26 protein-coding genes and 1 pseudogene are annotated in these 24,554 nt (G+C 70.0%); 6 read left to right on the forward strand and 21 right to left on the reverse strand.

Going from position 1 to position 24,554, the window contains the following annotated elements:
• Positions 1–3: 3 nt before the first annotated feature.
• The gene (locus IEX50_RS00075; protein ID WP_157177442.1) at positions 4–765 is read right to left on the reverse strand and encodes an ABC transporter permease; all 762 of its coding nucleotides are present in this window, start codon (positions 763–765) and stop codon (positions 4–6) included.
• Positions 762–1,691: an ABC transporter ATP-binding protein gene (locus tag IEX50_RS00080; protein WP_157177443.1), complete on the reverse strand. Its 930-nt coding sequence runs from the start codon at positions 1,689–1,691 to the stop codon at positions 762–764. Before IEX50_RS00080 ends, IEX50_RS00075 begins: the two co-directional genes overlap by 4 nt.
• A 113-nt stretch (positions 1,692–1,804) precedes the next feature.
• Here IEX50_RS00080 and IEX50_RS00085 point away from each other — a divergent pair, with 113 nt between their 5' ends.
• The gene (locus tag IEX50_RS00085; protein WP_157177444.1) at positions 1,805–2,035 is read left to right on the forward strand and encodes a hypothetical protein; all 231 of its coding nucleotides are present in this window, start codon (positions 1,805–1,807) and stop codon (positions 2,033–2,035) included.
• Between the two features lie 79 nt (positions 2,036–2,114).
• A complete protein-coding gene (locus tag IEX50_RS00090; RefSeq protein ID WP_157177445.1) occupies positions 2,115–2,633 on the forward strand; it encodes a TspO/MBR family protein in 519 nt (172 codons plus the stop codon).
• Between the two features lie 33 nt (positions 2,634–2,666).
• Here the strand turns inward: IEX50_RS00090 and IEX50_RS00095 are convergent, their stop codons facing one another.
• The 4 genes from IEX50_RS00095 to IEX50_RS00110 form a co-directional block, all read right to left on the reverse strand.
• Positions 2,667–3,800, reverse strand: a complete 1,134-nt coding sequence (locus tag IEX50_RS00095; protein ID WP_157177446.1) for an aldose epimerase family protein — start codon at positions 3,798–3,800, stop codon at positions 2,667–2,669.
• Positions 3,801–3,895: 95 nt separating this feature from the next.
• A complete protein-coding gene (locus IEX50_RS00100) occupies positions 3,896–4,930 on the reverse strand; it encodes an NAD-dependent epimerase/dehydratase family protein (protein WP_157177447.1) in 1,035 nt (344 codons plus the stop codon).
• Between the two features lie 52 nt (positions 4,931–4,982).
• Entirely contained in the window at positions 4,983–6,260 is a 1,278-nt protein-coding gene (locus IEX50_RS00105) for a glycoside hydrolase family 1 protein (protein ID WP_157177448.1), read from the reverse strand.
• Between the two features lie 80 nt (positions 6,261–6,340).
• Entirely contained in the window at positions 6,341–7,396 is a 1,056-nt protein-coding gene (locus IEX50_RS00110) for a sensor histidine kinase (protein ID WP_157177449.1), read from the reverse strand.
• Between the two features lie 192 nt (positions 7,397–7,588).
• Here IEX50_RS00110 and IEX50_RS00115 point away from each other — a divergent pair, with 192 nt between their 5' ends.
• Together IEX50_RS00115 and IEX50_RS00120 are read left to right on the forward strand one after the other, a co-directional pair.
• Positions 7,589–9,109 (forward strand): alkaline phosphatase D family protein, encoded by a 1,521-nt coding sequence (locus IEX50_RS00115; protein WP_157177450.1) that lies wholly within the window; start codon positions 7,589–7,591, stop codon positions 9,107–9,109.
• A gap of 42 nt (positions 9,110–9,151) precedes the next feature.
• Positions 9,152–9,403: a DUF3253 domain-containing protein gene (locus tag IEX50_RS00120; protein ID WP_157177451.1), complete on the forward strand. Its 252-nt coding sequence runs from the start codon at positions 9,152–9,154 to the stop codon at positions 9,401–9,403.
• Between the two features lie 15 nt (positions 9,404–9,418).
• On the opposite strand, the gene IEX50_RS00125 is transcribed toward IEX50_RS00120, so the two are convergent.
• From IEX50_RS00125 to IEX50_RS00135, 3 genes are read right to left on the reverse strand one after another with little or no spacing between them, the layout of a single operon-like run.
• The gene (locus IEX50_RS00125) at positions 9,419–9,829 is read right to left on the reverse strand and encodes a DUF1636 domain-containing protein (RefSeq protein WP_157177452.1); all 411 of its coding nucleotides are present in this window, start codon (positions 9,827–9,829) and stop codon (positions 9,419–9,421) included.
• Positions 9,826–10,554: a CbtA family protein gene (locus IEX50_RS00130; protein WP_157177453.1), complete on the reverse strand. Its 729-nt coding sequence runs from the start codon at positions 10,552–10,554 to the stop codon at positions 9,826–9,828. The genes IEX50_RS00125 and IEX50_RS00130 overlap by 4 nt, the downstream gene beginning before the upstream one ends.
• Positions 10,555–10,565: 11 nt before the next feature.
• Positions 10,566–10,880, reverse strand: coding sequence for a CbtB domain-containing protein (locus IEX50_RS00135; RefSeq protein WP_229673536.1), 315 nt, complete (start codon positions 10,878–10,880; stop codon positions 10,566–10,568).
• A gap of 102 nt (positions 10,881–10,982) precedes the next feature.
• Between IEX50_RS00135 and IEX50_RS00140 the strand changes: the two genes are divergently transcribed.
• Positions 10,983–11,537, forward strand: a complete 555-nt coding sequence (locus IEX50_RS00140) for a histidine phosphatase family protein (RefSeq protein WP_157177455.1) — start codon at positions 10,983–10,985, stop codon at positions 11,535–11,537.
• 6 nt (positions 11,538–11,543) lie between these two features.
• On the opposite strand, the gene bluB is transcribed toward IEX50_RS00140, so the two are convergent.
• From bluB to cbiE, 7 genes are read right to left on the reverse strand one after another with little or no spacing between them, the layout of a single operon-like run.
• Positions 11,544–12,188 carry a 5,6-dimethylbenzimidazole synthase gene (gene bluB / locus IEX50_RS00145; protein WP_157177456.1) on the reverse strand — a complete coding sequence of 215 codons (645 nt, stop codon included), beginning with the start codon at positions 12,186–12,188 and terminating at the stop codon, positions 11,544–11,546.
• The gene (gene cobF, locus IEX50_RS00150; protein ID WP_157177457.1) at positions 12,185–12,940 is read right to left on the reverse strand and encodes a precorrin-6A synthase (deacetylating); all 756 of its coding nucleotides are present in this window, start codon (positions 12,938–12,940) and stop codon (positions 12,185–12,187) included. Before cobF ends, bluB begins: the two co-directional genes overlap by 4 nt.
• Positions 12,937–13,659 carry a uroporphyrinogen-III C-methyltransferase gene (gene cobA / locus IEX50_RS00155; protein WP_157177458.1) on the reverse strand — a complete coding sequence of 241 codons (723 nt, stop codon included), beginning with the start codon at positions 13,657–13,659 and terminating at the stop codon, positions 12,937–12,939. The genes cobF and cobA overlap by 4 nt, the downstream gene beginning before the upstream one ends.
• The gene (locus tag IEX50_RS00160) at positions 13,656–14,969 is read right to left on the reverse strand and encodes a cobyrinic acid a,c-diamide synthase CobB (RefSeq protein ID WP_157177459.1); all 1,314 of its coding nucleotides are present in this window, start codon (positions 14,967–14,969) and stop codon (positions 13,656–13,658) included. The genes cobA and IEX50_RS00160 overlap by 4 nt, the downstream gene beginning before the upstream one ends.
• Positions 14,966–15,760, reverse strand: coding sequence for a precorrin-4 C(11)-methyltransferase (gene cobM, locus IEX50_RS00165; RefSeq protein ID WP_157177460.1), 795 nt, complete (start codon positions 15,758–15,760; stop codon positions 14,966–14,968). The genes IEX50_RS00160 and cobM overlap by 4 nt, the downstream gene beginning before the upstream one ends.
• Entirely contained in the window at positions 15,757–16,113 is a 357-nt protein-coding gene (locus IEX50_RS00170) for a cobalamin biosynthesis protein (protein WP_157177654.1), read from the reverse strand. The genes cobM and IEX50_RS00170 overlap by 4 nt, the downstream gene beginning before the upstream one ends.
• Entirely contained in the window at positions 16,110–17,312 is a 1,203-nt protein-coding gene (cbiE, locus tag IEX50_RS00175; RefSeq protein WP_157177461.1) for a precorrin-6y C5,15-methyltransferase (decarboxylating) subunit CbiE, read from the reverse strand. Before cbiE ends, IEX50_RS00170 begins: the two co-directional genes overlap by 4 nt.
• Here cbiE and IEX50_RS00180 point away from each other — a divergent pair.
• On the forward strand, positions 17,311–18,060 hold the full coding sequence (locus IEX50_RS00180; RefSeq protein ID WP_157177462.1) for a cobalt-precorrin-6A reductase: 750 nt from the start codon (positions 17,311–17,313) through the stop codon (positions 18,058–18,060). The genes cbiE and IEX50_RS00180 overlap by 2 nt on opposite strands.
• On the opposite strand, the gene cobJ is transcribed toward IEX50_RS00180, so the two are convergent.
• The 5 genes and pseudogenes from cobJ to cobN all read right to left on the reverse strand — a co-directional run bounded on the left by cobJ (position 18,036) and on the right by cobN (position 24,548).
• A complete protein-coding gene (gene cobJ / locus IEX50_RS00185; RefSeq protein ID WP_157177653.1) occupies positions 18,036–18,788 on the reverse strand; it encodes a precorrin-3B C(17)-methyltransferase in 753 nt (250 codons plus the stop codon). The two genes, IEX50_RS00180 and cobJ, sit on opposite strands and share 25 nt — an antisense overlap.
• A 17-nt stretch (positions 18,789–18,805) precedes the next feature.
• A complete protein-coding gene (gene cobI, locus IEX50_RS00190; RefSeq protein ID WP_157177463.1) occupies positions 18,806–19,546 on the reverse strand; it encodes a precorrin-2 C(20)-methyltransferase in 741 nt (246 codons plus the stop codon).
• Positions 19,543–20,172 carry a precorrin-8X methylmutase gene (locus IEX50_RS00195; RefSeq protein ID WP_157177655.1) on the reverse strand — a complete coding sequence of 210 codons (630 nt, stop codon included), beginning with the start codon at positions 20,170–20,172 and terminating at the stop codon, positions 19,543–19,545. Before IEX50_RS00195 ends, cobI begins: the two co-directional genes overlap by 4 nt.
• Positions 20,173–21,066: 894 nt before the next feature.
• A pseudogene (locus tag IEX50_RS17710) lies at positions 21,067–21,282 on the reverse strand (ferredoxin-like domain-containing protein); the annotation flags it as partial.
• Positions 21,279–24,548, reverse strand: coding sequence for a cobaltochelatase subunit CobN (gene cobN / locus IEX50_RS00205; RefSeq protein ID WP_157177656.1), 3,270 nt, complete (start codon positions 24,546–24,548; stop codon positions 21,279–21,281). The pseudogene IEX50_RS17710 and the gene cobN, both read right to left, overlap by 4 nt.
• Between the last annotated feature and the right edge of the window lie 6 nt (positions 24,549–24,554).

The following is a 24,554-nucleotide window of genomic DNA, read 5'->3' on the forward strand; positions in this document are numbered from 1 at the left end:
GGCTCAGTTCTTGAGCCGCCAGCCGCTCTTGAAGATCCAGGCGATGATCGCGAGGCAGGCGACCAGGAAACCCAGCGTCACGGCCAAGCTGATCGCGATGTCGACGTCGCCCTTGCCGAAGAAGCTCCAGCGGAAGCCGCTGACGAGGTAGACGACCGGGTTGAACAGGCTGACCGTCCGCCACGGCTGCGGCAGCATGTCGATCGAGTAGAAGCTGCCGCCGAGGAACGTCAGCGGGGTGATGAGCAGCATGGGCACGAAGTTCAGCTGCTCGAAGCTCTTTGCCCAGATGCCGAGGATGAAGCCGAACAGGCTGAACGCGATCGACGTGAGCAGCAGGAACGCGACCATCGCGACGGGATGCAGCACCTGGATGGGGACGAAGAACGCCGAGGTGGCGAGGATGATGACGCCGAGCACGACCGATTTGGTCGCGGCCGCGCCGACATAGCCGAGCACCAGTTCCATCGGCGAAACGGGTGCGGACAGCAGTTCGAAGATCGTGCCGGTGAATTTCGGGAAATAGATACCGATCGACGCGTTGCCGACGCTCTGCGTCAGCAGCGACAGCATGATGAGGCCGGGGACGATGAAGCTGCCGTAGCCGACGCCGTCGACGGCCTGCATCCGGCTGCCGATCGCGCCGCCGAAGACGATGAAATAGAGGCTGGTCGTCAGCACCGGCCCGACGAGGCTCTGCCACAGGGTGCGCAGCGAGCGGGCCATTTCGAAGCGATAAATCGCCCATATGCCGTGAAGGTTCATGCCCGTTCCCTCACCAGATCGACAAAGATGTCTTCGAGACTGGACTTAGATGTTTCTAGATCCTTGAACGCGATATGCCGGTCGGCCAGTTCGCGCAGCAGCGACGGGATGCCGGTATGCTCCTCGGTCGAATCAAAGACATAGCGCAATGTCTTGCCGTCGTTCAGCAGGTCAAGCTGCCAGCGTTCGAGCCCGGCGGGTACCGCGTCGAGCGGATCGACCAGCGTCAGATCGAGCTCGCGCTTGCCGAGCTTCTGCATCAGTGCCGCCTTGTCGTCGACGAGCAGCAGCTTGCCCTGGTTGATGACGCCGACGCGGTCGGCCATCTCCTCAGCTTCCTCGATATAGTGCGTCGTCAGGATGATCGTCGTGCCGCGTTCGCGCAGGCGGTGGACGAGCTTCCACATGTCACGCCGCAACGCGACGTCGACGCCCGCGGTGGGTTCGTCGAGGAACAGGATCTCGGGTTCGTGGGCGAGCGCCTTGGCGATCAGCACGCGGCGCTTCATGCCGCCGGACAATTCCATGATCTTGGCGTCGCGCTTATCCCACAGCGACAGGTCGCGCAGCACCTGCTCAATGTAGGCGCTGTGACCCGAGCGGCCGAACAGGCGGCGCGAGAAGGTGACCGTGGCCAGCACGGTTTCGAACATGTCGACCGACAGTTCCTGCGGCACCAGGCCGATGCGGCGGCGTGCGGCCTTGTAGTCGGTCAGCGCGTCGTGGCCGGCGACGTGGATCGTGCCGGTCGACGGCGTGACGATGCCGCAGATGATGCTGATCAGCGTGGTCTTGCCCGCACCGTTCGGGCCGAGCAGCGCGAAAATCTCGCCCTTGTTGATCGTCAGATCGACGTGATGGAGCGCGGTAAAGCCGCCCTTGTACGTCTTTGACACGCCGGCGACGGCGAGGATCGGTTCTGGCATGGAGTTCCCCCTGGTCGCGGGTAGATAGGGGGGAGTGGGGGTGGGTTAAACCCGTATTCCATTCGCGGGCGACATGGAGATGGGCCCGGGTTGGCGTGCGACGGAGGATGGTCATGACCGGGACGCGGAGGCCCGCGGTTCATTATGTCGGGTTTCGCGGTGACGAATATCGCCGCGCGCTGTGCCTGTTCGGGCCACCGGATTTCATTCACATCGGCTGGGACATGTGGGCGAAGCAGGAGGTCGTCGACGGGGACGTGGCGATCTTCGCGCGCGGGACGTTCGAGGATGCGCCGTCGGCCTACAGCTTTCCGAACATTCGCGAGGAGGATGGCGGAAAATGACGGCGGGATGACCGGAACGTCGGCGGCGCCGCCGCGCTTGGTCGTCGGGCCTCTCAGGTCCGCTAGAGGGTGAATGGACATGACCGATATTGCCGCCGCCGCAGACCGGCGAACTGGCCTCTCCCGTCCGGCTGCGTTCGCGGTCGTGGCCGTCGTGCTGGGCGCGAGTGCCGCGCTCGGCCGGCGCAATGCGCCCGATCCGTCGCACCCCGGCATTCGGCGCTGGTACAAGCGGCTCGACAAACCGGCCTATACGCCGCCGGATGCGGCGTTCGGCGCAGTATGGCCGGTGCTGGAGACGGGGCTTGCGGTGGGCGGCTACCGGCTGATGCGGCATCCGGGCAGCGACGCGCGCAATCTGGCGGTCGGTCTGTGGCTGCTCAACACCGCGATGGTCGGCGGCTGGACGGAGCTGTTCTTCCGTCGCAAGGCGCTGGGCGCGAGTACGGCCGCATCGGCAGCGATGGTCGTGACCGGCGTCGGCTATGCCGCGGCGGCATCGAAGGTCGACCGGACGGCGGCCGCGACGGCGGTGCCGTTCGTTGCGTGGCTGGCGTTCGCGACGCTGTTGGCGAAGCGGATCCAGGACAAGAACTGAGCGGAGACGAACGGTGGAAGCGCGGGTCGCCGGTCAGTTCGCGCCGAAGCGGTAGATCGTCGTCGATCGGAACGTCTTTCCGGGGTCGAGCCGGGTAGAGGGGAATTTCGGGTGGTTGGGCGCATCGGCGAAGCCCTGCGTCTCAATCGCAATGCCGTCACGCGGGCGGATCGGGCGGCCGAGCGCGTCGACGTCACGACCGTCGATATAGTCGCCGGTGTAGAGCTGGACCGATGGCTCGGTCGTTTCCACCGTCAGCGTGCGGCCTGAGGCCGGGTCGCACATCCAAAGCGTGGGCCGGGGTGTCGCACGCATGGCGGGCGCGACGATCCAGGCATGATTATATCCGCCGGGGCCGCTCATCGGTGGGCCCTCGTGATCGATCCGTTCGCCGATCGTATGGTCCGTCCGGAAATCGAGCGGGGTGCCCGCCACGGGGGCCAGGCGCCCGGTGGGGATGCCGACCTCGTCCGTCTCCACCCAACGGGTCGCGGCGATGCGCAGCCGTTGCGTGGCGATCGAGCCGCCGCCCGCAAGGTTGAAATAGCTGTGGTTGGTGAGGTTGAGGACGGTCGGCTTCGTCGTGCGCGCTGTATAGTCGATGCGTAGCGCGTTGTCGTGGAGCAGCCGGTAGGTGATCGTGACGGTCAGTGTGCCGGGGAAGCCCTGGTCTCCGTCCGGGCTGACAAACGTCAGGGCGGCGGCGTCAACCTTGCCCTCGCGAAAGCGCCGGACCTGCCAGACGCGCTGGTCGAAGCCCGGCCCGACGCCGCCGTGGAGCGCATGCGGCCCGAGGTTCGGACGCAACCGGTAGGTTTGGCCGTCGAGTGGAAACCGGGCGTTGGCGATGCGACCGGCATAGCGACCGATCGCGGCGCCGAAGCCGTTCTTGGTGTTCTTCGTGCGATATTCGCCGGTGGAGCCGTAGCCGAGCACGACGTTGGCGCTTTTACCCCGTCGATCGGGCACCTCCACCGCGGTGATCGTCGCGCCGAGATCGAGGAAGCGGACCGTCATGCCGGTCGCGTTGCGCAACGTATATTCGTGGACGGTCGGGTCGTCCGCGTGCAATTGCGCGGCAGCGGGCGACGCGAACAGAAGCGCAAGCGGGAGGGCGGCCCTCGCTTGGCGGGCCCATCGCTGGGGCAGGCGGGAAGTGACGGTCATGACCTCTCCTGTTTGCACCCGTTGACCGGTGTCGGGGGTGAGGTTGTGATGACTGTCCGCTGCACGTCAAGGACTGGCGCGATCTTCGGTGTAATTCAACCGATCCGTGGGATGACGCCCGCCACCTGCTGCCGCTCGATCGCGCGGATCAGGGCGTCGACGGGATCGCGATCGTCGCTGAAGCCGGCGAGCCGGATCTTGGTCATGTCGGATACGACGTCCGCCTCTGTTCGGAAGACGAAGTCGCCGAAGCTCCATCCGACCGCCTTGGCGTAGTCGGGTTGGACGAGGCCCGTCGCGATCTGCCGCCAAAGCTGCTCCAGCGACGGCATGTGGGCGGCAAGCTCGAACGGGATCGGTTCGCCGAGCGTGAGGTCGAAATGCCGTGCGACCTTCTCCCAGACGCGGCGCCAGCGGAAGGGCGGGTGGACATAGTTGAACGCCTGACCCACCGCCCTATCGGACGTGGCCGCCCAGAGGCTTGCGCGGGCCAGCGCGTGGGCATCGGTCACCTGCGCCAGCGTGCCGTCATAGGTATGGCGCGAGCCGGGAAAGCGGAACGCGGCGCCGTCGGCGGCGGTAAGTGCGGCATAGGCGCCGATGACGGTTGCGATGTTCATGGCGTTTCCGGGGGCGTCGCCGACCACGACATCGGGCCGCAGAATCGACCATTCGGGACCGCCGGCTGCGCGCCGATCCTTCAGCTCGCGTTCCTGCGTGAAGTAGAAATTGGGGCCGATCGGGCGCGGGTTTTCGTCTTCGTAGAAGGGTGTCGTGACCGGGCCGAGATGGACGCCATAAACCTTTGCGCCCTGGTACAGCACTGTCCGTTCGATCGGCGCGCCGACGGCCTCCAGCCCCTCAAGGAGGTTGCGCAGCATGGCCGAGTTGCGTCGGTCTTCCTCCGCCAGTCCGCCGCCGGGACCGTAGGCCGCGTAGAAGAGGTGCGTGACGTCGCGCGCGCCGGCCAGGGCCTCGCGCGTTGCGGCGGCATCGCTGAGGTCGGCGACGACATCACCCTTGCTCCGGGACAATGCGACACCGCGCCACCCCGGGGTGCGTGCGATCTCTTCCAGCAACGCCTTGCCAATGATGCCGCCGGCGCCGGCGACGAGCGCGATCCTGGTCATGTTAGCCCCGAGACGATGTTTAGAGACTGCCTGAACGATAGCCGGCGCGAAACTATCCAGTCGTTGTCGCTATTTGGCCGGGGGCGTCATGCCCGGCCATGTTCACGGCGCGGGCGCGCGTCGTCTGGCGGTGTGTATGAATGTCGTCGGTTTCGTCGGGCATGACCACCGGCACCGTGAGGCACAAGCTCTGTGTTGGCAGCACATCGCGCCATTGACCGATCAGCTTCTTGAAGGCCGTGCCGACGGGCCGGATGTTGCGGTCGAGATCGAACAGGCCGAGCGGATTGACGTGGCCGTTCTGCTCGCGAAGCGCGGTGTCCCAGTCGATCTGGTCGGTGAGGGAGTACCAGGTGAAGCCGACGACCGGCACGCCGTCGTTCCGGACACGCAGCACGTTCGCCCACTGTTTCCACAGCCAGTCGACGGACTCGGTGTCGAGCGGGCCCTGGTTCAGGTTCGTTTCGGTGTGCATCACCGGCAGGCGGTAGCGGTCGTGATACTGGCGGGTAATCTCGCTGTAGCCGAAAATTTCGCCCGACGCCTGGGTTGAGCCGTCCGCCGCGACGCGATGTTCGTTCGTGACATAATAGTCGTTGCCCATGATGCAGTGCTGTTTCAGGCGGTTGTGCAGGAAGAAGTGATATTCGTCCCGCTTCATGCCGTTATCGAGCAGATATTCGTACATTTCTGAATCGACGCGGCGACCATAGTTGAGGTCGAGCGACAGGAAACGCTGCGAATTCATTAGTTCCGCCGGGCGGATCGCGGCGGGACTTTCGGCGTGGAAATATTCGGAGGACTCGCTCTGGATGAAGATGGCATCGGGCTGCCGTTTGAGGATCGCCTGCATGGCCAGCACATTGGCCTTCACTAGATGCTTGAGCGCGGTGACGAAGCCCTGGTCGCTGCGCAGTTGCTCGTTCCACCAGCCGTAGCGGCCGGAAAAGGTGGCACAGACGTACATCTCGTTGACCGGGGTGTCCGCAAACGCCGCGGCATAGGCGCCGAACAGTCCGGGAAAGTCCGGGTTCTGGAAGTTTCCAATCCAGTCGGGCACGCCGAAGTGGCAGAGGTCGACGATCGGAACGATGTTGCGTTGCTTCAGATCGGCGAACGTCAGGTCGGCGAATTCCCAGTCGTAGCGGTCGGCGGCGAGCCAAGTCCTGTGGATCGGCGGACCGAAGCGGAGATAGCCTATGCCCATGTCCTGGACGAGCGCGAAGTCATCGCGCCAGCGGCGGTAATGGCCGCAGCTTTCCATCTCGTCGATCCGCGTGCGGCCGCCGTTGATCGTGGGGACGCTGTTCTCGATGCCGGTGGCGAACATGAAGGTGGCGATGACGGTTCCCCTCGATAATCCATCCTGAACGCAGCCGGACGGGATCGGAGCCGTGCGTGCGTGTTGCGTCAGTCCTCGGTGGCGAGGAGATGCGCGGGGAGGGAGAGGGTGGCAGTCGTACCCGTGTCGGAGTGCAGCCGGAAACTGCCCGATTGTCCGCGCGCCAGAGTCGTGGCGATCTGGAGGCCGAGGCTGGTCGTGTTGTCCGCCCGGAAGTCGGCGGGCAGGCCGTGGCCGTCGTCCTGGACAAGTATCGTAAGACTGCCGTCCGGACCGCGGCCGACCATGATCTCGATCCGACCGGCGCGTTCGGCGGCAAAGCCGTGCTCGACCGCGTTGGCGACCGCCTCCGCAACGATCAGCGCGGTTGGCACGGCGGCGTCGGGTTGCAGGCGCAGATCGACGTCGCCGGCCACGTCGAGCGCGATGTCGCTGCGGCCGCTCGCCTCGACTACGTCACGGCAGAGTTCGGCCAGGAAGGGGACGACCGGCTGCGCGGCGCCCGACGGATCGTAGAGTTGCCGGCTGATCCGCCCAATCAGCGCGAGCCGGGCGCTCGCCTCGTTCAGCGCCGCCTTCGCGCCGGGATCGGCGAGCTGGCGTTTCTGCATCGACAGGAGGGCGGCCGCGACCTGCAGGTTGTTCGAGACGCGGTGCTGCAATTCGCGGAACAGAAGCTCACGCGTGTCGGCCAGCGCGCGGTTCGTCTCACGTTCGCGCGCGAGCTGGCGGTTGGCGGTCTGCATCCAATGGACGAGTGAGAGATCGGTCGCGACGACGAAGACGTAGAAAGCGAGCGCGATCCCCGCCTGTTGCGTAATGATGAACGCGTGGATCGGCGGAATGAAGAAAAACCAGGCCAGCAACCCGCAGATGATCGCGGACACCGCGCCCAACCGTACGCCGAAGACGAACGACGTGACGATCACCGCCGGGAAGAAGGTGACATAGGGAAAACCGGGCGGAAGCAGCGGGTCCGCAACAATGCGGAGCGCCCACGCCGCGGCAACGATGGCGACGGTCGCGACCCCCCCGAGTATCGGACGGTCGCGTGCCACAGGAAACCGCTCGACCCAGCGCACCGGTCGGTCAGCGGCGTCTGGCGTGGTCGGCGTATTCTTCATGCCGCCCCCGGTACGACCTTCGGGGAGCGGCGTCATCCTTTCCCTGACGCGTTGTGGTCCGTCAGGGGGGCTACGCGGCGTGCTGCCATCGGGCCTGAAGGCGCCCGCGTCGTTCATGTCGCGGTGGCGCTACGGCCAGACGACGGCGGTTTCGTCACCAATCCGTCACGCGGTTGTCATAGCGGGGGCGCGATGATCTTCGAGGAACCCTGGCATCGCCGCGCGCTGCTGAAAGCGATGGCGGCGTTGGCGGCGGCACCGCTTGTTGCGGTCGACGCCTTTGCGCGTGCCGACGCCGATCCGTTCGCCCTCGGCGTGGCGAGCGGCGATCCCACGACAGATGGTTTCGTGCTGTGGACGCGGCTGGTCGGCCCGCGTGCCGAGCGATTGGCCGCGGCGGCCGTTGTCGTCCAGTACGAGATCGCCACTGATCCGCAGTTCCGGACGATCGTGCGGCGAGGACGGGGTGGAGCGCATCCGGAACGTGCGCATGCCGTGCATGTCGAGATCGCCGATCTGCCTGCAGGGCGGCCTTACTGGTATCGTTTTCATGCGCTCGGCGCGACCAGTCCGACCGGGCGGGCGGTGACCGCGCCGAAGGTTGCCGACCGGTTGCGGCTGGCGGTCACGTCGTGCCAACACTGGGAACAGGCGTGGTTCGGCGCGTATCGCGACATCGTTGCGGCCGACCCGGACCTGATCGTCCAGCTGGGCGACTATATATACGAGCAAAGCTACCCGGACCTGCCGCGCGTCCGGGCGTTCGGATCGGCCGAACCGCGCGACCTGGACGGGTACCGACGGCGCCACGCGCTGTACAAGACGGACTCGGACCTTCAGGCGGCGCACCGGGCCTGTCCGTGGATCGTCACCTGGGACGATCACGAGGTCCTGAACGACTATGCCAGCCTCGCCAACCGCGAGGGTCTGCCGCCCGCGGTGTTCGGGTTGCGCCGGGCGGCGGCGTATCAGGCGTATTTCGAACATATGCCGATCCGGCCGAGCTTGTGGCGTGGCCGGCGGGAGCCGAGGTTGTATCGTGCGGCGGACTGGGGCGATCTGGCATCGCTGTCGGTCCTCGACACGCGGCAATATCGGAGCACACCGCCTTGCGCCGCGCCGGACGTGGCACGCAACATCCGCATCGACGGTTGTGTGGGGGCGGCGCTGCCGGCGCGGACGATCATGGGGGCGGCGCAAGAGCGTTGGCTATCCAATCGGCTGACGCGTGAGCAGCGGCCGTGGACGATGATCGCGCAGCAGGTGTTTTTCGCGCCGCTCTGGCTGGATGGTGCGCGGAAGGCGACGTTCAGCGATCAATGGGACGGCTATGCCGCGAACCGAACCCGGTTGTTGCAGGACATGCAGCAGCCCGCGGTCGTGAGCCCAGTGGTGCTCAGCGGTGATGTCCATTCGTTCTGGGCCAACGACCTGACGGGTGTCGATAACGCGGCGGTCGGGAGCGAAATCGTGACGTCGGCGATCGCTGCCGCACCGCCGCCGGCCGGACGGTTCGGCGATGTCGGGCGTAATAATCCGCATGTTCGTTTTCACGAGGTACAGCACAGCGGGTGGGTGCGGATCGAGATCGATCGGTCCGAGCTGCGCGTCGACATGCGGATGACGCACGACAGGTCAAACCGGGATAGCATCGTTCGGTCGGGGGCATCGTTTGTCATACCGGCTGGCACGCGGACGCTGCAGACAGCCTAGCGTTGCAGTGCTTCGCGAAACGATGGGGACGGAGCCGTGGCGATGGATGTACGAGGGGCGACGCTGAAGCTGCTGGCTGCCCGCGCGCCGGGTGCGACGATCTGCCCGAGTGAGGTCGCGCGCAATCTGGCCAAGACGGTAGCGCCGGACGCGGCGGGGGACTGGCGCGAGTTCATGCCGGTGGTGCACGCGGCTGTCGATGCGCTTGTGGACGCGGGGACGGTTCGGTTGAGCTGGAAAGGCCGGCAGATGGCCGTGCGGGCGGGGCCGTACCGGATCGCGCGCAACGACTGAGCTTTGCCCGGTGACCTACTCGACCAGGGCGCCGGCGGGTGGGGTGCGGGTGATGAAGTGACCCTTTACCCCGGCGGGCCATTGCTTGAACGGGACCTGCCCCGTTTCGCTCGTGGCGTAGAGGATCGCATAGTCGAGGATCGCGCGGGCGGCGTCCGCGTCGGGGGCGAACCGGCCGAGGACGTAGCCGACCTTGCCGGGCGCGCGCAGGTGAATGGTGCAAAAGTCCGCGCAGGCGAACAGGCAGGGCATTTCCTGCACCGCGACGCCGGCGAACGTCGGGTCCTCGGCTTGGACCTCGCGCAATGCGGCGACCAGCTGCGCGCCGCCGCGCTGGCCGTCTTGGTTGTCGCGCGTGTTGGCGGTGTAGCGGCAGGTGTTGCAGGCGACGATGGCGGGACCGTCGGCGGCGGGGACGATCTTCATGATGCGACCTGCCACGAACGGAGCGTCGTTGCCGACAGACGGGGTTCGACCAGGCGCCCGAACAAGTCGGCGGTGACGAGCCAGAAGACGCCCTGCGTCCCGATCGACGCGAGGCGGAACTGCCAAAGGAGCGTGGCGGGGAAATCGGCCGGGACCTCGTCGATCTTCGGGAGCAGGAGTTGGAGGAGTGCAACGACGGCGATGTAGAGGCCGATGGCGATCAGCAGGCGATCGAGCGGCTGCTGCGTCGCGATGCGGCGGTATGCCATGAACGCGGCGGTGGCCGCGGCGACCGACAACGTGAGCATCGCGAAGAAGGCGCCGGTCCGCATCCGGACGGTTTCATGCAGGCCGACCGCGGGCGGGGTGGGCGGGTACTTGATCGCGGGCACGAGCACGATGACGAGGAACGCGACGAGGCCTAGCATGAGCGCCAGACCGCGCGGGCTGGTGCGCCCGACCCGGCCGTGGAGCGCGGCAAACAGGATCGCGAGCAGCCCGCCGAGTGCGGTGCCGTAGAGCATCATCGCGGTGTAGAGGCCGAACCCCTTCTGCGTCGCGCGGCTGACGAGTTCGGGTTCGGCCATGCCGGGCATCGCGTGCGCGGCCTCCAGCGCGATGGCGGCGTCGATCCGCGGTTCGGCGAACAGCAGCGCGAAGGTGGCGGCGACGAATGCACCGATCAGGCCGGCGAGCATCCCCCGCCAGAGCAGATGTCTGGTCATGATCGTGGGCGTCAGTGGCAGGGGAAGCCGAGCAGGTGGCGGCCGTCATGCACGAATTCGTGGACGTACGTGCCCTGGAACAGCGCGAACGCGCCCTGTTCGGTGCTGACGAGGTAGAGCAGGATCAGCGCCACGACGGAAGCGAACACGGCCCAGGGGGCGATGTCGGCCAGCGGGATCGCGGGGATGGTGCCGATCGGGCGAGTGTCGTCGAAGACAGCAGTCTTGCTGGCCATGATGTCGTGCTCCTGCCGGGATGACGCGCCCGGTGCGGGGGTGGTGGTGCCGGGCGGGGTCTGGCTTTCGACGGGAGGCCCGTCGATCACAGTGGCGCGACCGCGCCGGAATTGGACCGGCTTCCCGCCCGGCTCCGATGTGGTTACCTTGGGGCTTGCCTGGTTGCGCGTCAACCGTAGGGGAAGGGTTGCATGTCCGTCCGTCTCATCCTGCTGTGTGCCGGTGGCACCGCGTCGGCGCGGGTGGGGGGCTTTGCCGATCCGGACGAGCCGCTGGACGACGGCGGACGGGCGAAGGCGGGGGCGGTGGTGATCGATGGGCCGGTGCCGTCGCGGTGTTTCGTGAGCCCGGGGCGGGCGGCGGTCGAGACGGCGGAGCTGATCGGGCTGGATGCGGTGGTCGAGCCTGCGCTGGCCGACATCGATCATGGGGATTGGCGGGGGAAGGGTTTTGCGGAGATCGAGCCGGCCGGGTTGATGCGGTGGCTCGCCGCGCCGGAGGCGGGTGCGCCGGGGGGTGAGACGTTGGCCGATGTGGTGGCGCGGGTCGCGCCCTGGCTGGACGGGTTGTGTGACGCTGACGGTACGGTGCTGGCGGTGACGCACGCCATGGTGGTGCGAGCGGTGCTCGTCCATTCGATCGGGCTGCCCGCGGCGGCGGCGATGGCGATCGATGTGGGACCGTTGTCGCAGACTGTGCTGTCGTCCAACGGGCGGTGGCGGTTGCAGGGGCTGCGGGAGGGTTGAGGCCGTTCAGCGGTCGAGGATGCGATCGGCCAGGGATTCGCGCGCCTGCCAGTCGCGGCGTTCGAGTTCGGGGATGTCCGATGGCTCGGCCGGGTAGCCGATGCAGAGGAGGGCGACGAGCGTCCAGTCTGCGGGCACGTCGATCATCGCGGTGACCGCGGCGGGATCGAGGATCGAGACCCAGCCGACGCCGATGCCGCGGATGCGCGCCGCCAGCCAGAGCGTGTGGATCGCCATGACGGTGGAGTAGCGCAGCGTTTCGGCCATCGTCGCGCGGCCGAGGCCGTGGCCGGCGGCGGGGGTTTCGTCCGAAAAGACGGCGAGCAGGTCGGGGGCCTCGCGCAGGCCGTGGAGTTTGAGCTTGGCGTAGTGCGCGCGGCGGTCCGGGTCGGTGATTGCGGCGGCGGCGGCCTGGTTTGCATCGTCGACGTGGGCGGCGAGAGTATCGCGGAGTTGCGGAGTGCGGAGGCGGACGAAGCGCCAGGGTTGGGAGTTGCCGACCGAGGGGGCGCGGGAGGCTGCGTGGAGAAGCGTGTCGAGTGTGCGGGGGGGCAGCGGGTCGGTGCGGAAGTGGCGGACGTCGCGGCGCCAGTCGAGCAGTTGGTCGAACCGTTCGGCGAAGTGGGTGTCGAAGATGGGTGCCTGCGTCATGCGGGGGTGCGGCGGAGGAGGTAGCAGTCCATGATCCAGCCATGGTCTGCGCGCAATTCTGAGCGGCGGGCGAGGATCGCCGGGCCGGTTTCGGCGAGCGGGCCGGCGAGCAGCGCCTGTTGCGGCATGCCGAGATAGGCGCTCCACCAGATCTGCGTGTCCGTCGGATCGAGCTTGGCGAAGGCGCCTTCGCCGTCGAGCATGACGGCGACCGTGGTGGCGTCGGTGGGCCAGCCGCGCGTTGCCAGTTGCCGTCCGGTGGTGATCAGGACGGGCGCGCCTAGGTCGTTCAACGGAATGGCGTGTGCGGCGGTTAGCGCCTGGAGGCTGGTGATGCCGGGTACGACGGTGACGCGCAGTTCCAAGCCGCCGGCCCGCAACCGCGCGGCGATGCGGAGCGTGCTGTCGTAGAGCGAGGGGTCGCCCCAGACGAGAAGGGCTAGCCGGCCCCCCCCGGGCAAGTGTGTGGCGATCTGCGTGGCCCAGGCGTCGGCGATCGCGGCGTGCCAGGCGCGGACGCCGGTCAGGTAGCCCGCGGCGGCGTCGCGCACGGGGAGGTCGAAGGCGACGACGCGGGTGTTGGGGGTGAGGACCGCGTCGCAGAGCGCGCGGCGGAGGTTGTAGAGATCGGCGGTATCGGCGCGTTTGCGGGGGAGGAGGATGAGGTCGGCAGCGCGCATCGCCGCCTCGGCCGCGCGGGTCAGGTGGTCGGGGTTGCCAGTGCCGATGCCGATGAGGTGCAGGTCGATCATGGCGCGTCCATCAGCGGGCCGTAAAGGATCAGCGCGGGGGCGTCCGAGAAACCGGCGGCGAGGCTGGCAGCGATCGTGGCGACGGTGCCGTGGGTCAGCCGCTGGTCCGGGTGGCCAATATTTTCGGCGAGCAGCGCGGGGGTTTCGGGCGGCAGGCCGTGCGCGAGGAGATCGGCCGCGAGCGCGGGGAAGGTGCGTTTCGGCATGAACACGACGGTGGTGGCGGCGGGATCGGCGAGTGCGGCCATGTTGCGTGCCTCGGGCAGCGTGCCGGTGACATCGTGGCCGGTCAGGAACTGGACGCGGCGGGCGCTCAGCCGGCGGGTGAGCGGGATGGCGGCAGCAGCGGCGGCGGCGAAGGCGGCGCTGATGCCGGGGATCACCTCGAACGCGATGTCGGCGGCGCGGAGAGCGAGGATCTCCTCCTCCAGCCGGCCGAACATGCCGGCGTCGCCCGATTTGAGACGCACGACGCGGCCGCCGGTGAGCGCGTGTTCGACGAGCAGGGTCGAGACGGTGTGTTGTGTCGGCGAAGGGCGGCCGGCGCGCTTGCCGACCGCGACTAGGGCCGCGCCGGGGCGGACGTGGGTCAGGACCGGGCCGGCGGACAGATCGTCGAACAGCACGACGTCGGCGCGGGCGAGCCGGTCGACCGCCTTCAGCGTGAGCAGTTCTGGGTCGCCGGGGCCGGAGCCGACGAACGAAACGAAGCCGGTCATCGGCCGCTGGCGATCAGATGGAAGAAGGTGCCCGACACGGAGCCGCGCCAGGATCCGGTGTCAGCAAGGATGGTGTCCTCCGCATCGGTGACCTCCGCCAGCGGGGCATCGGGTTGATCGAGGATCGTCGAATAGTGGAATTCGTGGCCGGCGAGGTGCGTGCCTGTGGCGAGCGATCCGACCGGGGCGAGGAGTGTCGCGCGGCGGTAGCCGAGGTGCATGCGGCGCTGCGCATAGCTGGTGACCAAGCCCAGGAGTTCCATCATGCGGTGCTGCGTTCCATCCTTGTCGGTAAGCGCGGCGCCGAGTGCCATGTAGCCGCCGCATTCGCCGTGGACCGGGCGGCCGGCGGCGGCATGGGCGGTGAGGGCGGCGCGGAACCGGTCCGCCGCGGCGAGCCGGCCGGCGTGGAGTTCGGGATAGCCGCCGGGCAGCCAGACGAGGTCGGCGCTGGGGTCGGGTGCTTCGTCGGCGAGCGGGGAGAAGGGCAGGATCTCCGCCCCCGCCGCGCGCCAGCCGTCTAGGAGGTGCGGGTAGGTGAAGGAGAAGGCGGCGTCGCGGGCGAGGGCGATGCGCTGTGCCGGGGGGACGATGTTGTGGGGCGCGGTGGGTGGGGCGTCGGTCGCAGCGGCGGCGGCCTGGATCGCGGCGAGGTCGACGTGGTCGCGCAGGAAGTCGGCGTAGGCGGCGATCTTGGCTTCGAGGTCGGGATGTTCGAGCGCCTGGACGAGGCCGAGATGGCGTTCGGGCAGGCTCAGGTCGGCGCGGCGCGGGAGCGACCCGAACACGGGGAGGCCGACCGCGTCCATGCCGGCGCGGGCGAGCCGGTCGTGCCGCGGGCTGGCGACGCCGTTGAGGATGACGCCGGCGATCCGGACGCTCGGGTCATAGCGCGCGAAGCCGAGTGCGGTGGCGGCGGCGGACTGCGCCTGGCCGGACACGTCGATGACCAGCACGACGGGCCAGGCCATGCGGCGGGCGATGTCCGCACTGGCGCCGTTGCCGGTGGCGCCGGGGCGGGCGACGCCGTCGAACAGGCCCATCGATCCTTCGGCCAGCGCGAGGTCTGCATCGGCGGCGTGGGTGGCGAGGCCGTCGAGCAGCGGTGCGGGCATCGACCAGCTGTCGAGATTGTAGGACAGGCGGCCGCTGGCGGCGTGGTGGAAGGCGGGGTCGATATAGTCGGGGCCGCTCTTGTACGGTTGCACCGCGACGCCGGCATCGCGGAGTGCGCGCAGCAGGCCGAGCATCACGGTGGTCTTGCCGGTGCCCGAGGCGGGGGCGGCGATCATGAGGCCGGGGGTGGTCATGCGGCGTCGTCCGATGGGCCCGCGAAGGGCGAGTCCGCGGTCTGCGGACGGAAGCGGCGGTCATAGCCGGTCGCGTAGAGGCTGCTCTCGTCGAAATCCTCGGCCGCCAGCACGCGGCCGACGAGGATGAGGCCGGTGCGGCCGGGGCCGTCTAATGCGGCGGCGACGATCGTGGCGAGCGTGCCGCGGACGATGCGTTGCTCCGGCCAGCTAGCGCGCCAGACGATCGCGACGGGGCAGTCCGCGCCGTAATGGGGTGAGAGGTCGGCCACGACGTCGGCCAGCCGGTGGATCGAGAGGTGGATGGCGAGTGTCGCGCCGGTCGCAGCGAATGCGGTGAGCGTTTCGGCGGGGGGCATGGCGCTGGCCCGGCCGGGGGTGCGGGTGAGGACGACCGACTGGGCGAGGCCGGGGAGCGTGAGTTCTGCCTCTAGCGCGGCGGCGGCGGCGGCGAAGGCCGGGACGCCCGGGGTGATATCGAACGGGATGCCGAGCGCGCGGAGCCGGCGGAGCTGCTCGCCCATCGCGGACCAGATCGACAGGTCGCCGGAATGGAGCCGGGCGATGTCGTGGCCGGCGGCGTGGGCGGCGGCGATCTCCGCCATGATCTCGTCGAGCGAGAGCGGGGCGGTGTTCACGATGCGCGCGCCGGGCGGGCAATGGTCGAGCAGTGCTGAGGGCACGAGCGATCCGGCGTAGAGGCAGACGGGCGAGGTGGCGATGAGGTCGCGACCGCGGAGGGTCAGGAGGTCTGGCGCGCCGGGGCCGGCGCCGATGAAGTGGACGGTCATGCGGTCGTTCCTTGGGCAATGGCGCAGGTGGCCATGCGATCGGGGCTGATGCGGCGCGGGATCAGGAGTTGTGCGCCGGGGCCGGCGGCGGCGAGCGCGGAGGCCTCCGCGACGCTGCCGGTGTCGCGTGCCGCGAGGCTGGCGGGGGATTGGGTGTGGGTTTCGGTGGCGGTGAGTACGGCGGGGGAGATCGGGATTAGCGGGAGCCCGAGTTCAACCGCGAGCGGGGCGAGGGTGGCGAGCTTGTCTGCGGGGGCGGCGAGGGCGGTGGGCGTCGTTCCGCACGCCACCAGCGCGGCGCGGAGCGAGGCCGGGGTGGCGCCGCTGCGGTAGCCGAAGCCGGCGACGATCATAAGATGACGCTCCACTGGACGACCGGGTAGCTGGCGCGCCAGCCGCGGCGGGTGCCGAGCGGGGTCGCTTCCGCCAGTTCGATGCGGAGCAGGGTGCCGCCCTTGGTGGCGTGCCAGCGGGCGAGCAGCGCTTCGGATTCGAGCGTGACGGCGTTGGCGACGAGGCGGGTGGGATGGGGGAGGTTGGTCAGCGTGGTCAGCAGGGTTTCCGACAGGCCGCCGCCGACGAAGACTGCGGCGGGGGGCGGATGGTCGGCGAGGATGATCGGGGCGGCCCCTTCGACGTAGGTCAGGCGGTCGACGCCGAGCCTTGCGGCGTTGGCGCGGGCACGGGCGGCGCGGACGGGGTCGCGTTCGAAGGCGAGCGCGCTCGTTGTGGGGTGGGCGAGCAGCCATTCGATCGCGATCGAGCCGGAGCCGGCGCCGACGTCCCAGAGCAGTTCGCCGGGGCGCGGGGCGAGCGCGGAGAGGGTGAGCGCGCGGACCGGGCGCTTGGTGAGTTGGCCGTCGTGGGCGAACCAGTCGTCTTGGAGGCCTGATGTTTGCGGCATGACCGGGCCGTCGCCGGCGATCGCGATGCCGATGGCGACCGGGTGGGCGATGTCTTCGAAAGCGAAGTTCTGCGCCTGGGCATGGCGGATGCGCTCGTTGGGGCCGCCGAGGGATTCCAGCACGGTCACTGTCGAGGGACCGAAGCCTTCGCCTGCGACATAGCCGGCCAGTGCGGCGGCGGCGGGACCGTCGCGGACGAGGACGATCGCGCGGACGCCGGGGGCGAGCAGCGGGCGGAGGCGGGTGAAGGGGGCGGCGTGGAGGCCGAGGCAGGCGGTGTCCTCCAGCCGCCAGCCGAGCCGGGCGGCGGCGTGGGCGAAGGTGGAGGGGGCGGGGTGCGCGATCCATTCGCCGGGCGCGAGGTGGCGGGCGAGCGTGCCGCCCGCGCCGAACCAGAAGGGGTCGCCCGAGGCGAGCATGACCACGCGCTCGCCGCGGCGGGCGAGGAGGGCGGCTACGCCCTGTTCGAACGGGACGGGCCAGGGTTCGGTCGGGCAGGTCAGGTCGGGCAACAGCGCCAGGTGGCGGGGCGCGCCGACGACGCGTTCAGCCCTGGCCAGTGCGGCGCGGCTTGCTTCGGAGAGGCCCGCGGGTCCATCCTCGCCGATGCCGACGATGGTCAGCCAGGGGTCTTGACGCTCAACCATGTCGAACATTCTGATTCTGGGTGGGACGAGCGAGGCGAGCGCGCTGGCCGCTGCGGTCGCGGCGGCGGGGCTGCGCGCGACGTTGAGCTATGCCGGGCGCACCGCGCATCCGCGGGCGCAGCCGGTGGCGGTGCGGGTCGGCGGGTATGGCGGGATCGCGGGGCTGGCGGACTATCTGCGCGCTGAGGGGGTGACGCATCTGGTCGATGCGACGCACCCGTTCGCGGCGCGAATGAGTGCGAACGCGGTTGCGGCCAGTGCGGAGGTCGGTGTGCCACTGGTTGCGCTGACCCGGCCGGCCTGGGCGCCCGGCGCGGGTGATCGCTGGACGCGGGTGGCCGATATTGCCGGGGCGGTGGCGGCGCTGGACGGGGTGGGGCGGCGCGTGATGCTGGCGCTGGGGCGGATGCATGTCGATGCATTCGCGGCGCGGCCGCAGCATCAGTATCTGTTGCGCTTCGTCGATCGGCCGGAGGTGGCTCCCGCGTTGCCGTTGTATGATCTGGTGGTGGATCGCGGGCCGTTCACGGTGGCGGGCGATACAGCGCTGATGCGGGCGCACGGGACCGAGCTGGTGGTGTGCAAGAATGCCGGCGGGGACGGCGCGTCGGCCAAGCTGGCGGCGGCGCGGGCGCTGGGTGTGCCGGTGGTGATGATCGACCGGCCTTGGCTGCCGCCGCGCGTCGAGGTGGAAAGCGTTGGCGAGGTGATGGACTGGCTGGGTCATGCGGCCGACCGGGGGGTGTAGAGGTAGGGCGCGGCCCCGGGGCGGTCGATCATGCGGGTGCGGCTGGACCCGACGATGACGACGGTGCGCATGTCGGCCATGTCGCCGCGCGCTTCGGGCAGGGGGACGATGCGGAGCTGTTCTTCGGGGGTCGAGACAGCACGGGCGAACAGGACAAGGCGGGCGTCTGCGTAGGTTTCGCGCAGGACCGCGAGGGCTGCATCGAGCGTGTCGGGGCGGGCGTTCGAGCGTGGGTTGTAGAAGGCGATTGCGAAGTCCGCCTCCGCCGCCAGCGCGATGCGGCGGGCGATGAGCGGCCAGGGCTTCAGGTTGTCGGACAGGTTGATCGTGCAGAAGTCGTGGCCGAGCGGGGCACCGGCCCGCGCGCTGGCCGCAAGCATCGCGGTGATGCCGGGCAGGACGCGGATGTCGAGCGAGCGCCACTCCGCGGGGCCGGCCTCGACCACCTCGAACACCGCGGACGCCATCGCGAACACGCCGGGGTCGCCGGACGAGACGATGACGACGTGTGCGCCCTCGCTGGCGAGGCGGAGCGCGTGCGCGGCGCGGTCGCGTTCGACGCGGTTGTCGGAGGGGTGGAGCGTGAGGCCGGGGCGCGGCGCGACGCGTGCGACATAGGGGACGTAGCCGATGACGTCGGTCGCCTGTGCGAGTGCGGCGGTGACTTCGGGCGTGACCAGGTTCGGATCGCCGGGGCCGAGGCCAGCGATGGAGAGCGTGCCGGTCATGGCCGCCGACGCGCTATTCATGGCCGCCGGCCTTGGCCGTGGATCAGCAGGATCGCGAAATAGGGGGCGGTGTCGCCGGCGTCCTTCAGCCGCAGCACACGCTGTTCGGGCATGGCGGCATGTTCGACGAGCCAGGCCTCGCCCGTCCGTCCGGCGGTGGCGACGGCGCGGCGGAGTTTGGCCATGTGGCGGCCGATCTTCATCACGACCAGCGCGTCGGTGTCGCGGATGCGGCGAGTCAGTTCCTCTTCGGGCATGGTTGCGGTGGCGATGGTCAGGACGTCGTCGCCCCAGCTGATCGGCAGGTCGCTGGCCGTCCAGGCGCCGGACATGCCGGTGATGCCGGGCACGACCGCGACCGGGACCTGGCCCTTCAGCCGGCTGTGGAGGTGCATGAACGAACCGTAAAAGAACGGGTCGCCCTCGCACAGCACGACGACATCCTCGCCCGCCGCCGCGAGCGTCGCGATGTGGCGGGTGCAGTCCGCGTAGAAGGCGCTCAGTCGTTCGTTATAGGCCGGATCGGTGACGGCGATCTCGGTCGTGACGGGGTAGTCCATCGGGTATTCGAGGACATCGGCGTGGAGCATGCCCTCGACCAGGCGGCGGGCGTGGCCCGAGCGGCCTTTCTTGCGGAAGAAGGCGAGGTGGCGCGCGCCGCGGACGAGGCGGTCGGCGCGGACGCTCATGAGGTCCGCGGCACCGGGGCCGAGGCCCACGCCGTGGACGGTGCCGAGAGGGGGAGACGTGTCGGTCATTCGGCGCGGCTGGCGAGCGCGTTGACCGCGGCGACGGTGATTGCGCTGCCGCCGGGGCGGCCCTGGACGATCGTGCAGGGGACGGGCTGTTCGGCCCAGAGCGCGTCCTTCGATTCCACCGCGCCGACGAAGCCGACCGGGCAGCCGATGATCGCGGCGGGGCGCGGGCAGCTGGGGTCGGCGAGCATGTCGAGCAGGTGGAACAAGGCGGTCGGCGCGTTGCCGATCGCGACCACCGCGCCGGCCAGATGCGGCCGCCAATGTTCGAGCGCGGCGGCGGAGCGGGTGGTGCCCATGCCGGCGGCGAGAGCCGGTACGTCGGGCAGGTTGAGCGTGCAGATGACGGGATTGTCGGCGGGCAAGCGGGCGCGGGTGATGCCCTCGCTCACCATCCGCGCGTCGCACAGGATCGGCGCGCCGGCGATCAGGGCTGCGCGGGCGGCGGCCGCGAAGCCGGGCGAGAAGCGGATGCGGGAGGCGAGTTCGACCAGGCCGGCGGCGTGGATCATCCGGACCGCGACGGGTTCTTCGTCGGCGGAGAAGCGCGCGAGGTCCGCCTCGGACCGGATGATGGCGAAGGAGCGGCGGTAGATCGCGGCCCCGTCGGTTTCGTAGACATGCGGCATGCGGGGGCTTTCGAAACGGGCGAGGAGCGCGTCTGGGGTGAGGTCGGTGAGCATGGGGGCGTCGCCGGCGCGGGCGTTGCGGGCGAGATCGAAGCGGCCGTCGCGACCGGTCAGAACTGTGTCGGCGGCGCGGGCGCGGGCGCACCCCTTGGCGCAGCCGGAGACGTGGAGGCTGCCTTTGACGAGTGGGGCGAGGCGGAGCGCGAGCGGGCGGGTGGCAACGGTCGCCTGCGGGCAGGCGGGGGCGCCGACGCAGGCGTCTATGCCGCGGAGCGGGTCCGCATGGGCATGGTGGTCTGCGACGGGGCCTTCGACGATCAGGAGCCGCCAGGGGGTGACGCGGATTGCGGCCACCGCTTTGTCGGATAGGATATCGGCCAGCGTGGCGGCGGAGATGCGACCGAACGGGAGGGCGATGACGGTGCCGAGCTTGTGGGGGCCGGGACGGAGTTCTTCGCTTGCGCGGGCCGGGTGGTGGGTGCCGATTGCCCAGTCGGGGAGCGGGGCGTGGTGCTTCGACATGCGGCCGGATGCTGCGCCGCCGGTTGCGAGGAACCAGTCGGCGAGCGCGTGGACGGCTTCGACTTCCTGGCCCGGGGTGACGGGCACGCCGGTGGGGCGGCCGTCTGCGCGGAGGATGAGGACGCCGTCGGTGGCGCGTTCTATGCGGATGTCGGCGGGGTCTTCGGTGAGCGTGGCGGTGGGGCCGGCGTCGATGGCGATGCCGAACTTTCCGGGGAGCGGGGGCAGGTCGGCCGACTGGAGCGCGAGCGCGATGCGGTGGGTGTCATCGCCAGGCCGCCAGTCGGGGGCGATGAGGAGCGCGGGGCTCATGTCCTCGGCCGGGTCGGGCGCGACGAGGCCGGCGGCGATCAGGGGCACGAGTGCAGGCTGCCAGTCGGGGCCGACGCCGCGGATCTGGATGGCGGCGCGGTTGGTGATGTCGAGTTCGCCGTTGCCGTGCGTGAGCGCGACGTCGCAGAGCGCCTTCGCCTGCTCGCGGGTGAGGCGGGCGAGGGGTGGGCGGACGCGGATCAGCAGGCCGTCGCCGGCCTGCATCGGACGCCACGGGGTGGGGCACCAGCCGCGGATCTGGGCGGCTTCGGTCATGCGGCGGGGACCAGCGAGGCGACGATCGCGTTGCGGCGCGTCGGCCAGAGGCCGCTGTGGTGGAGGGCGGCGAAGCGCGCCTCCATCGCGGCCAGCGCCGCGGGATTGGCCGTGGCGAGGAAGACGCGGACCGCGTCGTCGCCGAGCGTGGCGTCGTGGTAGAGGTCGATCAGTTCGGGCGAGACGATTTGCGCGAGGTGCGCGAAGCTGCCGAGATGATCGAGCGTGGCGGCAATTTCGGCCGCCCCACGGTAGCCGTGGCGCATCATGCCGGCGATCCAGGCGGGTTGCGCCGCGCGGCCGCGGACGACGCGGGCGATTTCTTCGCGCAACGGCCGCGCGCGGGGGCGGTCGGGGTCGCGGGCGTCGAGGTGGTAAAGCGCTGCGTTGCCGCCGGTGATGGCCTGTGCGGCGGCGAAGCCGGCTTCGTGCGCGGCATAGTCGGCGGCGAGCAGCAGGTCGGTTTCGGGGAGATCCTGCGGGTGGACGAAGGCGTCGGCGGCGGCGACCCGGTCGCGCAGGCCGCTGGGGTCGGCGCGGCTGGTGCCCTCGCCAGCGTCGTCGAAGGCGTGCGAGGAGGCGGAGAGCCACGCCTCGCCGGCCGCGGTGCGGGCGGCGTCGGTGTAGGTGTCGGCGGCGTCGCCCATGCCGAGCCCGTAGCGGCCGGGGGCGGGGCCGTAGACGCGTGCGGCGGGGGTGCGGCCGGCGAACGGGTTCCAGTCGGCCGGTTCGTCGCGGGCGCAGAGTGCGCGGACCGCCTGGCCGAACATGCTGCAGAGCGTGGGGAAGCTGTCGCGGAACAGGCCGGAGATGCGCAGCGTGACGTCGATCCGCGGTCGGTCCATCAGGGCGAGCGGCAGGATTTCGACGCCGGTCACGCGGTCCGACCCGACGTCCCAGACGGGGGCGGCGCCGAGCAGGTGGAGCGCCATGGCGAACTCCTCGCCCGCGGTGCGCATCGTGGCGGATCCCCAGAGATCGACGACGAGGCCGCGGGGATAGTCGCCCTGGTCCTGGAGATGCTGGCGGACCAGTTCGTCGGCGAGGCGCTGGCCCTGGAGGTGGGCCGAGCGCGAGGGGATGGCGCGCGGATCGATGGTGTAGAGGTTGCGGCCGGTGGGCAGGACGTCCGATCGCCCGCGCCAGGGGGAACCGGCGGGGCCGGGGGGGACGCGGCGGCCGGCGAGACCGGCGAGCAGCCCGTCGCGTTCGGCCATGCCGCAGTCCGCGCGGCCGTAGATGTGCAGGCCGTCGCCGAACCGGCTGGCCTTCACGTCGCAGACGAAGGCGTCGATCCGGGTGACCGCGTCGACCGGGCTGGCGGCACCGGCGAGGTCGAGTTCGGAGGTGAGGCCGAGCGCGGCGGCTTCTTCTGCGATGTCGCCCTGCAACCGGTCGCGGCGGGCGGGGTCGAGCCCGTCGGCGGTGGAAAATTCGTCGAGCAGCGCCTCGAGCCGGCCGAGGCCCGCGCCGGGGCCGGCGGCGACCTGTGGCGGTGGGAGGTGGCCGAGCGTGACGGCGCCGATCCGGCGTTTGGCCTGCGCGGCCTCGCCCGGATCGTTGACGATGAACGGGTAGAGGACTGGGAGCGGGCCGACGAGGGCTTCGGGCCAGCAGTCGTCGGACAGCGCGACCGACTTGCCGGGGAGCCATTCGAGCGTGCCGTGCGCGCCGACGTGGACGAGCGCTTCTGTCGCTTGCGCGCGGAGCCAGAGGTAGAAGCCAACGAAGGCGTGGCGGGGGGTGCGGGCGAGGTCGTGATACTCGTCGCCGCGGGTTTCGGGCGTGCCGCGTTCGGGTTGGAGCGCGATGAGGATGTTGCCGCGGCGGACGGCGGGGAAGTAGATCGCTTCGTCGGTGACGGCGGGGTCGGTTTTGGGGTCTCCCCAGGCGGTGTGGAGATCGTCGCGCAGGGTTGTCGGTAGCGTGGCGAGAGCGGTTTTGTAGGCGGTGAGTGGCCAGGCGATGGTGTCCTGCGCCAGTGCGTTGGACAGCGGTTCGCCGTCCCCGACGGTGTAGCCGGCGTCCGCGAGGTCGGTCAGCATGGCTTCTGCCGAAGCGAGCGCGTCGAGGCCTACTGCGTGGGCCATCTGCCATGCCTTGCCCGGATAGGTGGACAGGACGAGTGCCACGCGGCGGTCGGCGGCGGGGGTGGTGCCGAGGCGGACCCAACCGTGGACGCGATCCGCGATGGCGGCGATGCGGGCCGGGTCGGCGCGGTGGGCGCGGCGGGTGTATTCGAGCGCGGGATCGTGGGTTGCGGCGTCCTTGAAGCTGGCGATGCCGGCGAACAGGCGGCCGTCGACCTCGGGCAGGACGACGTGCATCGCGAGGTCTGCCGCCGATAACCCGCGGGTGGCGTCGGCCCAGGCGCGGCGGTCGGAGGTGGCGATCGCGACCTGAAAGACGGGGACGCCGGCGACGTCGAGCGGGGTGGCGTCGTCCGCGCCGCGCGCGGAGAAGGCGGTGGCGTTGACGATCGCGGCGGGGGCGAGTGCGGCGATCCAGCGCCGCAGCCAGTCGCCTGGTGCGCCCTTCAGCGAGGGGGCGAACAGCGCGACGACGTCGTAGCCGCGCGCGACGAAGGCAGCGTGGAGGGCCGCGATCGGATCGGTATCAGCGGCGAGCAGGTAGGAGCGGTAGAAGGTCAGCACGATCCGCGGACGCGTGCTGGTCAGCAGCATCGCGGCCGGGCAGGTGATGCCGGTGGCGGGTGCCCAGCCGCCGACCGGGGCGACCGCGATCGATGCCGGGACTGAGCCGGCGACCAGCCCGGCGGCGTGCGCGAGTTCGGTGAGCGCGGCGCGGGCGGCGAGCGCGCCGCCGGTGTCGCAGAGCATCGCGAGCCGGCGAACGGCGGCGGCGGGGACGGTCGAGACGGCCTCCAGCGGCGCATCGGTGCGGCCGTCGGCGGCGAGCACGACGAGCGCGATGCCGCGGTTGCGGGCCAGGGCGGCGACCTGTTGCAAGCCATAGGGCCAGTAGGAGCGCCCGCCGATCAGGCGGATCAGGATCGCCTTCGCGTGCGCCAGCGTGCGTGCGAGATAGGTGTCGACCGACAGCGGGTGGGCGAGATCGGCGAGGTTGGCGAGGCGCAGCGACGGGAGCGGCGTACCGTCCGCCATCGCCGCATGCCAGCCGGCCGCGAACGCCCCAAGATCGCTGTCGGAGAAGGACAGCATGACGAGGTCGGCCGCACTGTGACCGAGGTCGCGCGGGGTGGCGCTTTCCTCGATCCCGTGATTTTCGCGGAAGATGACGTGCATGGTGGC

It is taken from the genome of Sphingomonas prati, from assembly GCF_014643515.1.
In the GTDB taxonomy this organism is placed as follows: domain Bacteria; phylum Pseudomonadota; class Alphaproteobacteria; order Sphingomonadales; family Sphingomonadaceae; genus Sphingomonas_R; species Sphingomonas_R prati.

What these genes read in the sequence shown, in the direction of transcription:
- IEX50_RS00075 (WP_157177442.1), bottom strand. Translation starts at nt 765, where the DNA reads ATGAACCTTCACGGCATATGGGCGATTTATCGCTTCGAAATGGCCCGC.
- IEX50_RS00080 (WP_157177443.1), bottom strand. Translation starts at nt 1,691, where the DNA reads ATGCCAGAACCGATCCTCGCCGTCGCCGGCGTGTCAAAGACGTACAAG.
- IEX50_RS00085 (WP_157177444.1), top strand. Translation starts at nt 1,805, where the DNA reads ATGACCGGGACGCGGAGGCCCGCGGTTCATTATGTCGGGTTTCGCGGT.
- IEX50_RS00090 (WP_157177445.1), top strand. Translation starts at nt 2,115, where the DNA reads ATGACCGATATTGCCGCCGCCGCAGACCGGCGAACTGGCCTCTCCCGT.
- IEX50_RS00095 (WP_157177446.1), bottom strand. Translation starts at nt 3,800, where the DNA reads ATGACCGTCACTTCCCGCCTGCCCCAGCGATGGGCCCGCCAAGCGAGG.
- IEX50_RS00100 (WP_157177447.1), bottom strand. Translation starts at nt 4,930, where the DNA reads ATGACCAGGATCGCGCTCGTCGCCGGCGCCGGCGGCATCATTGGCAAG.
- IEX50_RS00105 (WP_157177448.1), bottom strand. Translation starts at nt 6,260, where the DNA reads ATGTTCGCCACCGGCATCGAGAACAGCGTCCCCACGATCAACGGCGGC.
- IEX50_RS00110 (WP_157177449.1), bottom strand. Translation starts at nt 7,396, where the DNA reads ATGAAGAATACGCCGACCACGCCAGACGCCGCTGACCGACCGGTGCGC.
- IEX50_RS00115 (WP_157177450.1), top strand. Translation starts at nt 7,589, where the DNA reads ATGATCTTCGAGGAACCCTGGCATCGCCGCGCGCTGCTGAAAGCGATG.
- IEX50_RS00120 (WP_157177451.1), top strand. Translation starts at nt 9,152, where the DNA reads ATGGATGTACGAGGGGCGACGCTGAAGCTGCTGGCTGCCCGCGCGCCG.
- IEX50_RS00125 (WP_157177452.1), bottom strand. Translation starts at nt 9,829, where the DNA reads ATGAAGATCGTCCCCGCCGCCGACGGTCCCGCCATCGTCGCCTGCAAC.
- IEX50_RS00130 (WP_157177453.1), bottom strand. Translation starts at nt 10,554, where the DNA reads ATGACCAGACATCTGCTCTGGCGGGGGATGCTCGCCGGCCTGATCGGT.
- IEX50_RS00140 (WP_157177455.1), top strand. Translation starts at nt 10,983, where the DNA reads ATGTCCGTCCGTCTCATCCTGCTGTGTGCCGGTGGCACCGCGTCGGCG.
- bluB (WP_157177456.1), bottom strand. Translation starts at nt 12,188, where the DNA reads ATGACGCAGGCACCCATCTTCGACACCCACTTCGCCGAACGGTTCGAC.
- cobF (WP_157177457.1), bottom strand. Translation starts at nt 12,940, where the DNA reads ATGATCGACCTGCACCTCATCGGCATCGGCACTGGCAACCCCGACCAC.
- cobA (WP_157177458.1), bottom strand. Translation starts at nt 13,659, where the DNA reads ATGACCGGCTTCGTTTCGTTCGTCGGCTCCGGCCCCGGCGACCCAGAA.
- IEX50_RS00160 (WP_157177459.1), bottom strand. Translation starts at nt 14,969, where the DNA reads ATGACCACCCCCGGCCTCATGATCGCCGCCCCCGCCTCGGGCACCGGC.
- cobM (WP_157177460.1), bottom strand. Translation starts at nt 15,760, where the DNA reads ATGACCGTCCACTTCATCGGCGCCGGCCCCGGCGCGCCAGACCTCCTG.
- IEX50_RS00170 (WP_157177654.1), bottom strand. Translation starts at nt 16,113, where the DNA reads ATGATCGTCGCCGGCTTCGGCTACCGCAGCGGCGCCACCCCGGCCTCG.
- IEX50_RS00180 (WP_157177462.1), top strand. Translation starts at nt 17,311, where the DNA reads ATGTCGAACATTCTGATTCTGGGTGGGACGAGCGAGGCGAGCGCGCTG.
- cbiE (WP_157177461.1), bottom strand. Translation starts at nt 17,312, where the DNA reads ATGGTTGAGCGTCAAGACCCCTGGCTGACCATCGTCGGCATCGGCGAG.
- cobJ (WP_157177653.1), bottom strand. Translation starts at nt 18,788, where the DNA reads ATGACCGGCACGCTCTCCATCGCTGGCCTCGGCCCCGGCGATCCGAAC.
- cobI (WP_157177463.1), bottom strand. Translation starts at nt 19,546, where the DNA reads ATGACCGACACGTCTCCCCCTCTCGGCACCGTCCACGGCGTGGGCCTC.
- IEX50_RS00195 (WP_157177655.1), bottom strand. Translation starts at nt 20,172, where the DNA reads ATGCCGCATGTCTACGAAACCGACGGGGCCGCGATCTACCGCCGCTCC.
- cobN (WP_157177656.1), bottom strand. Translation starts at nt 24,548, where the DNA reads ATGCACGTCATCTTCCGCGAAAATCACGGGATCGAGGAAAGCGCCACC.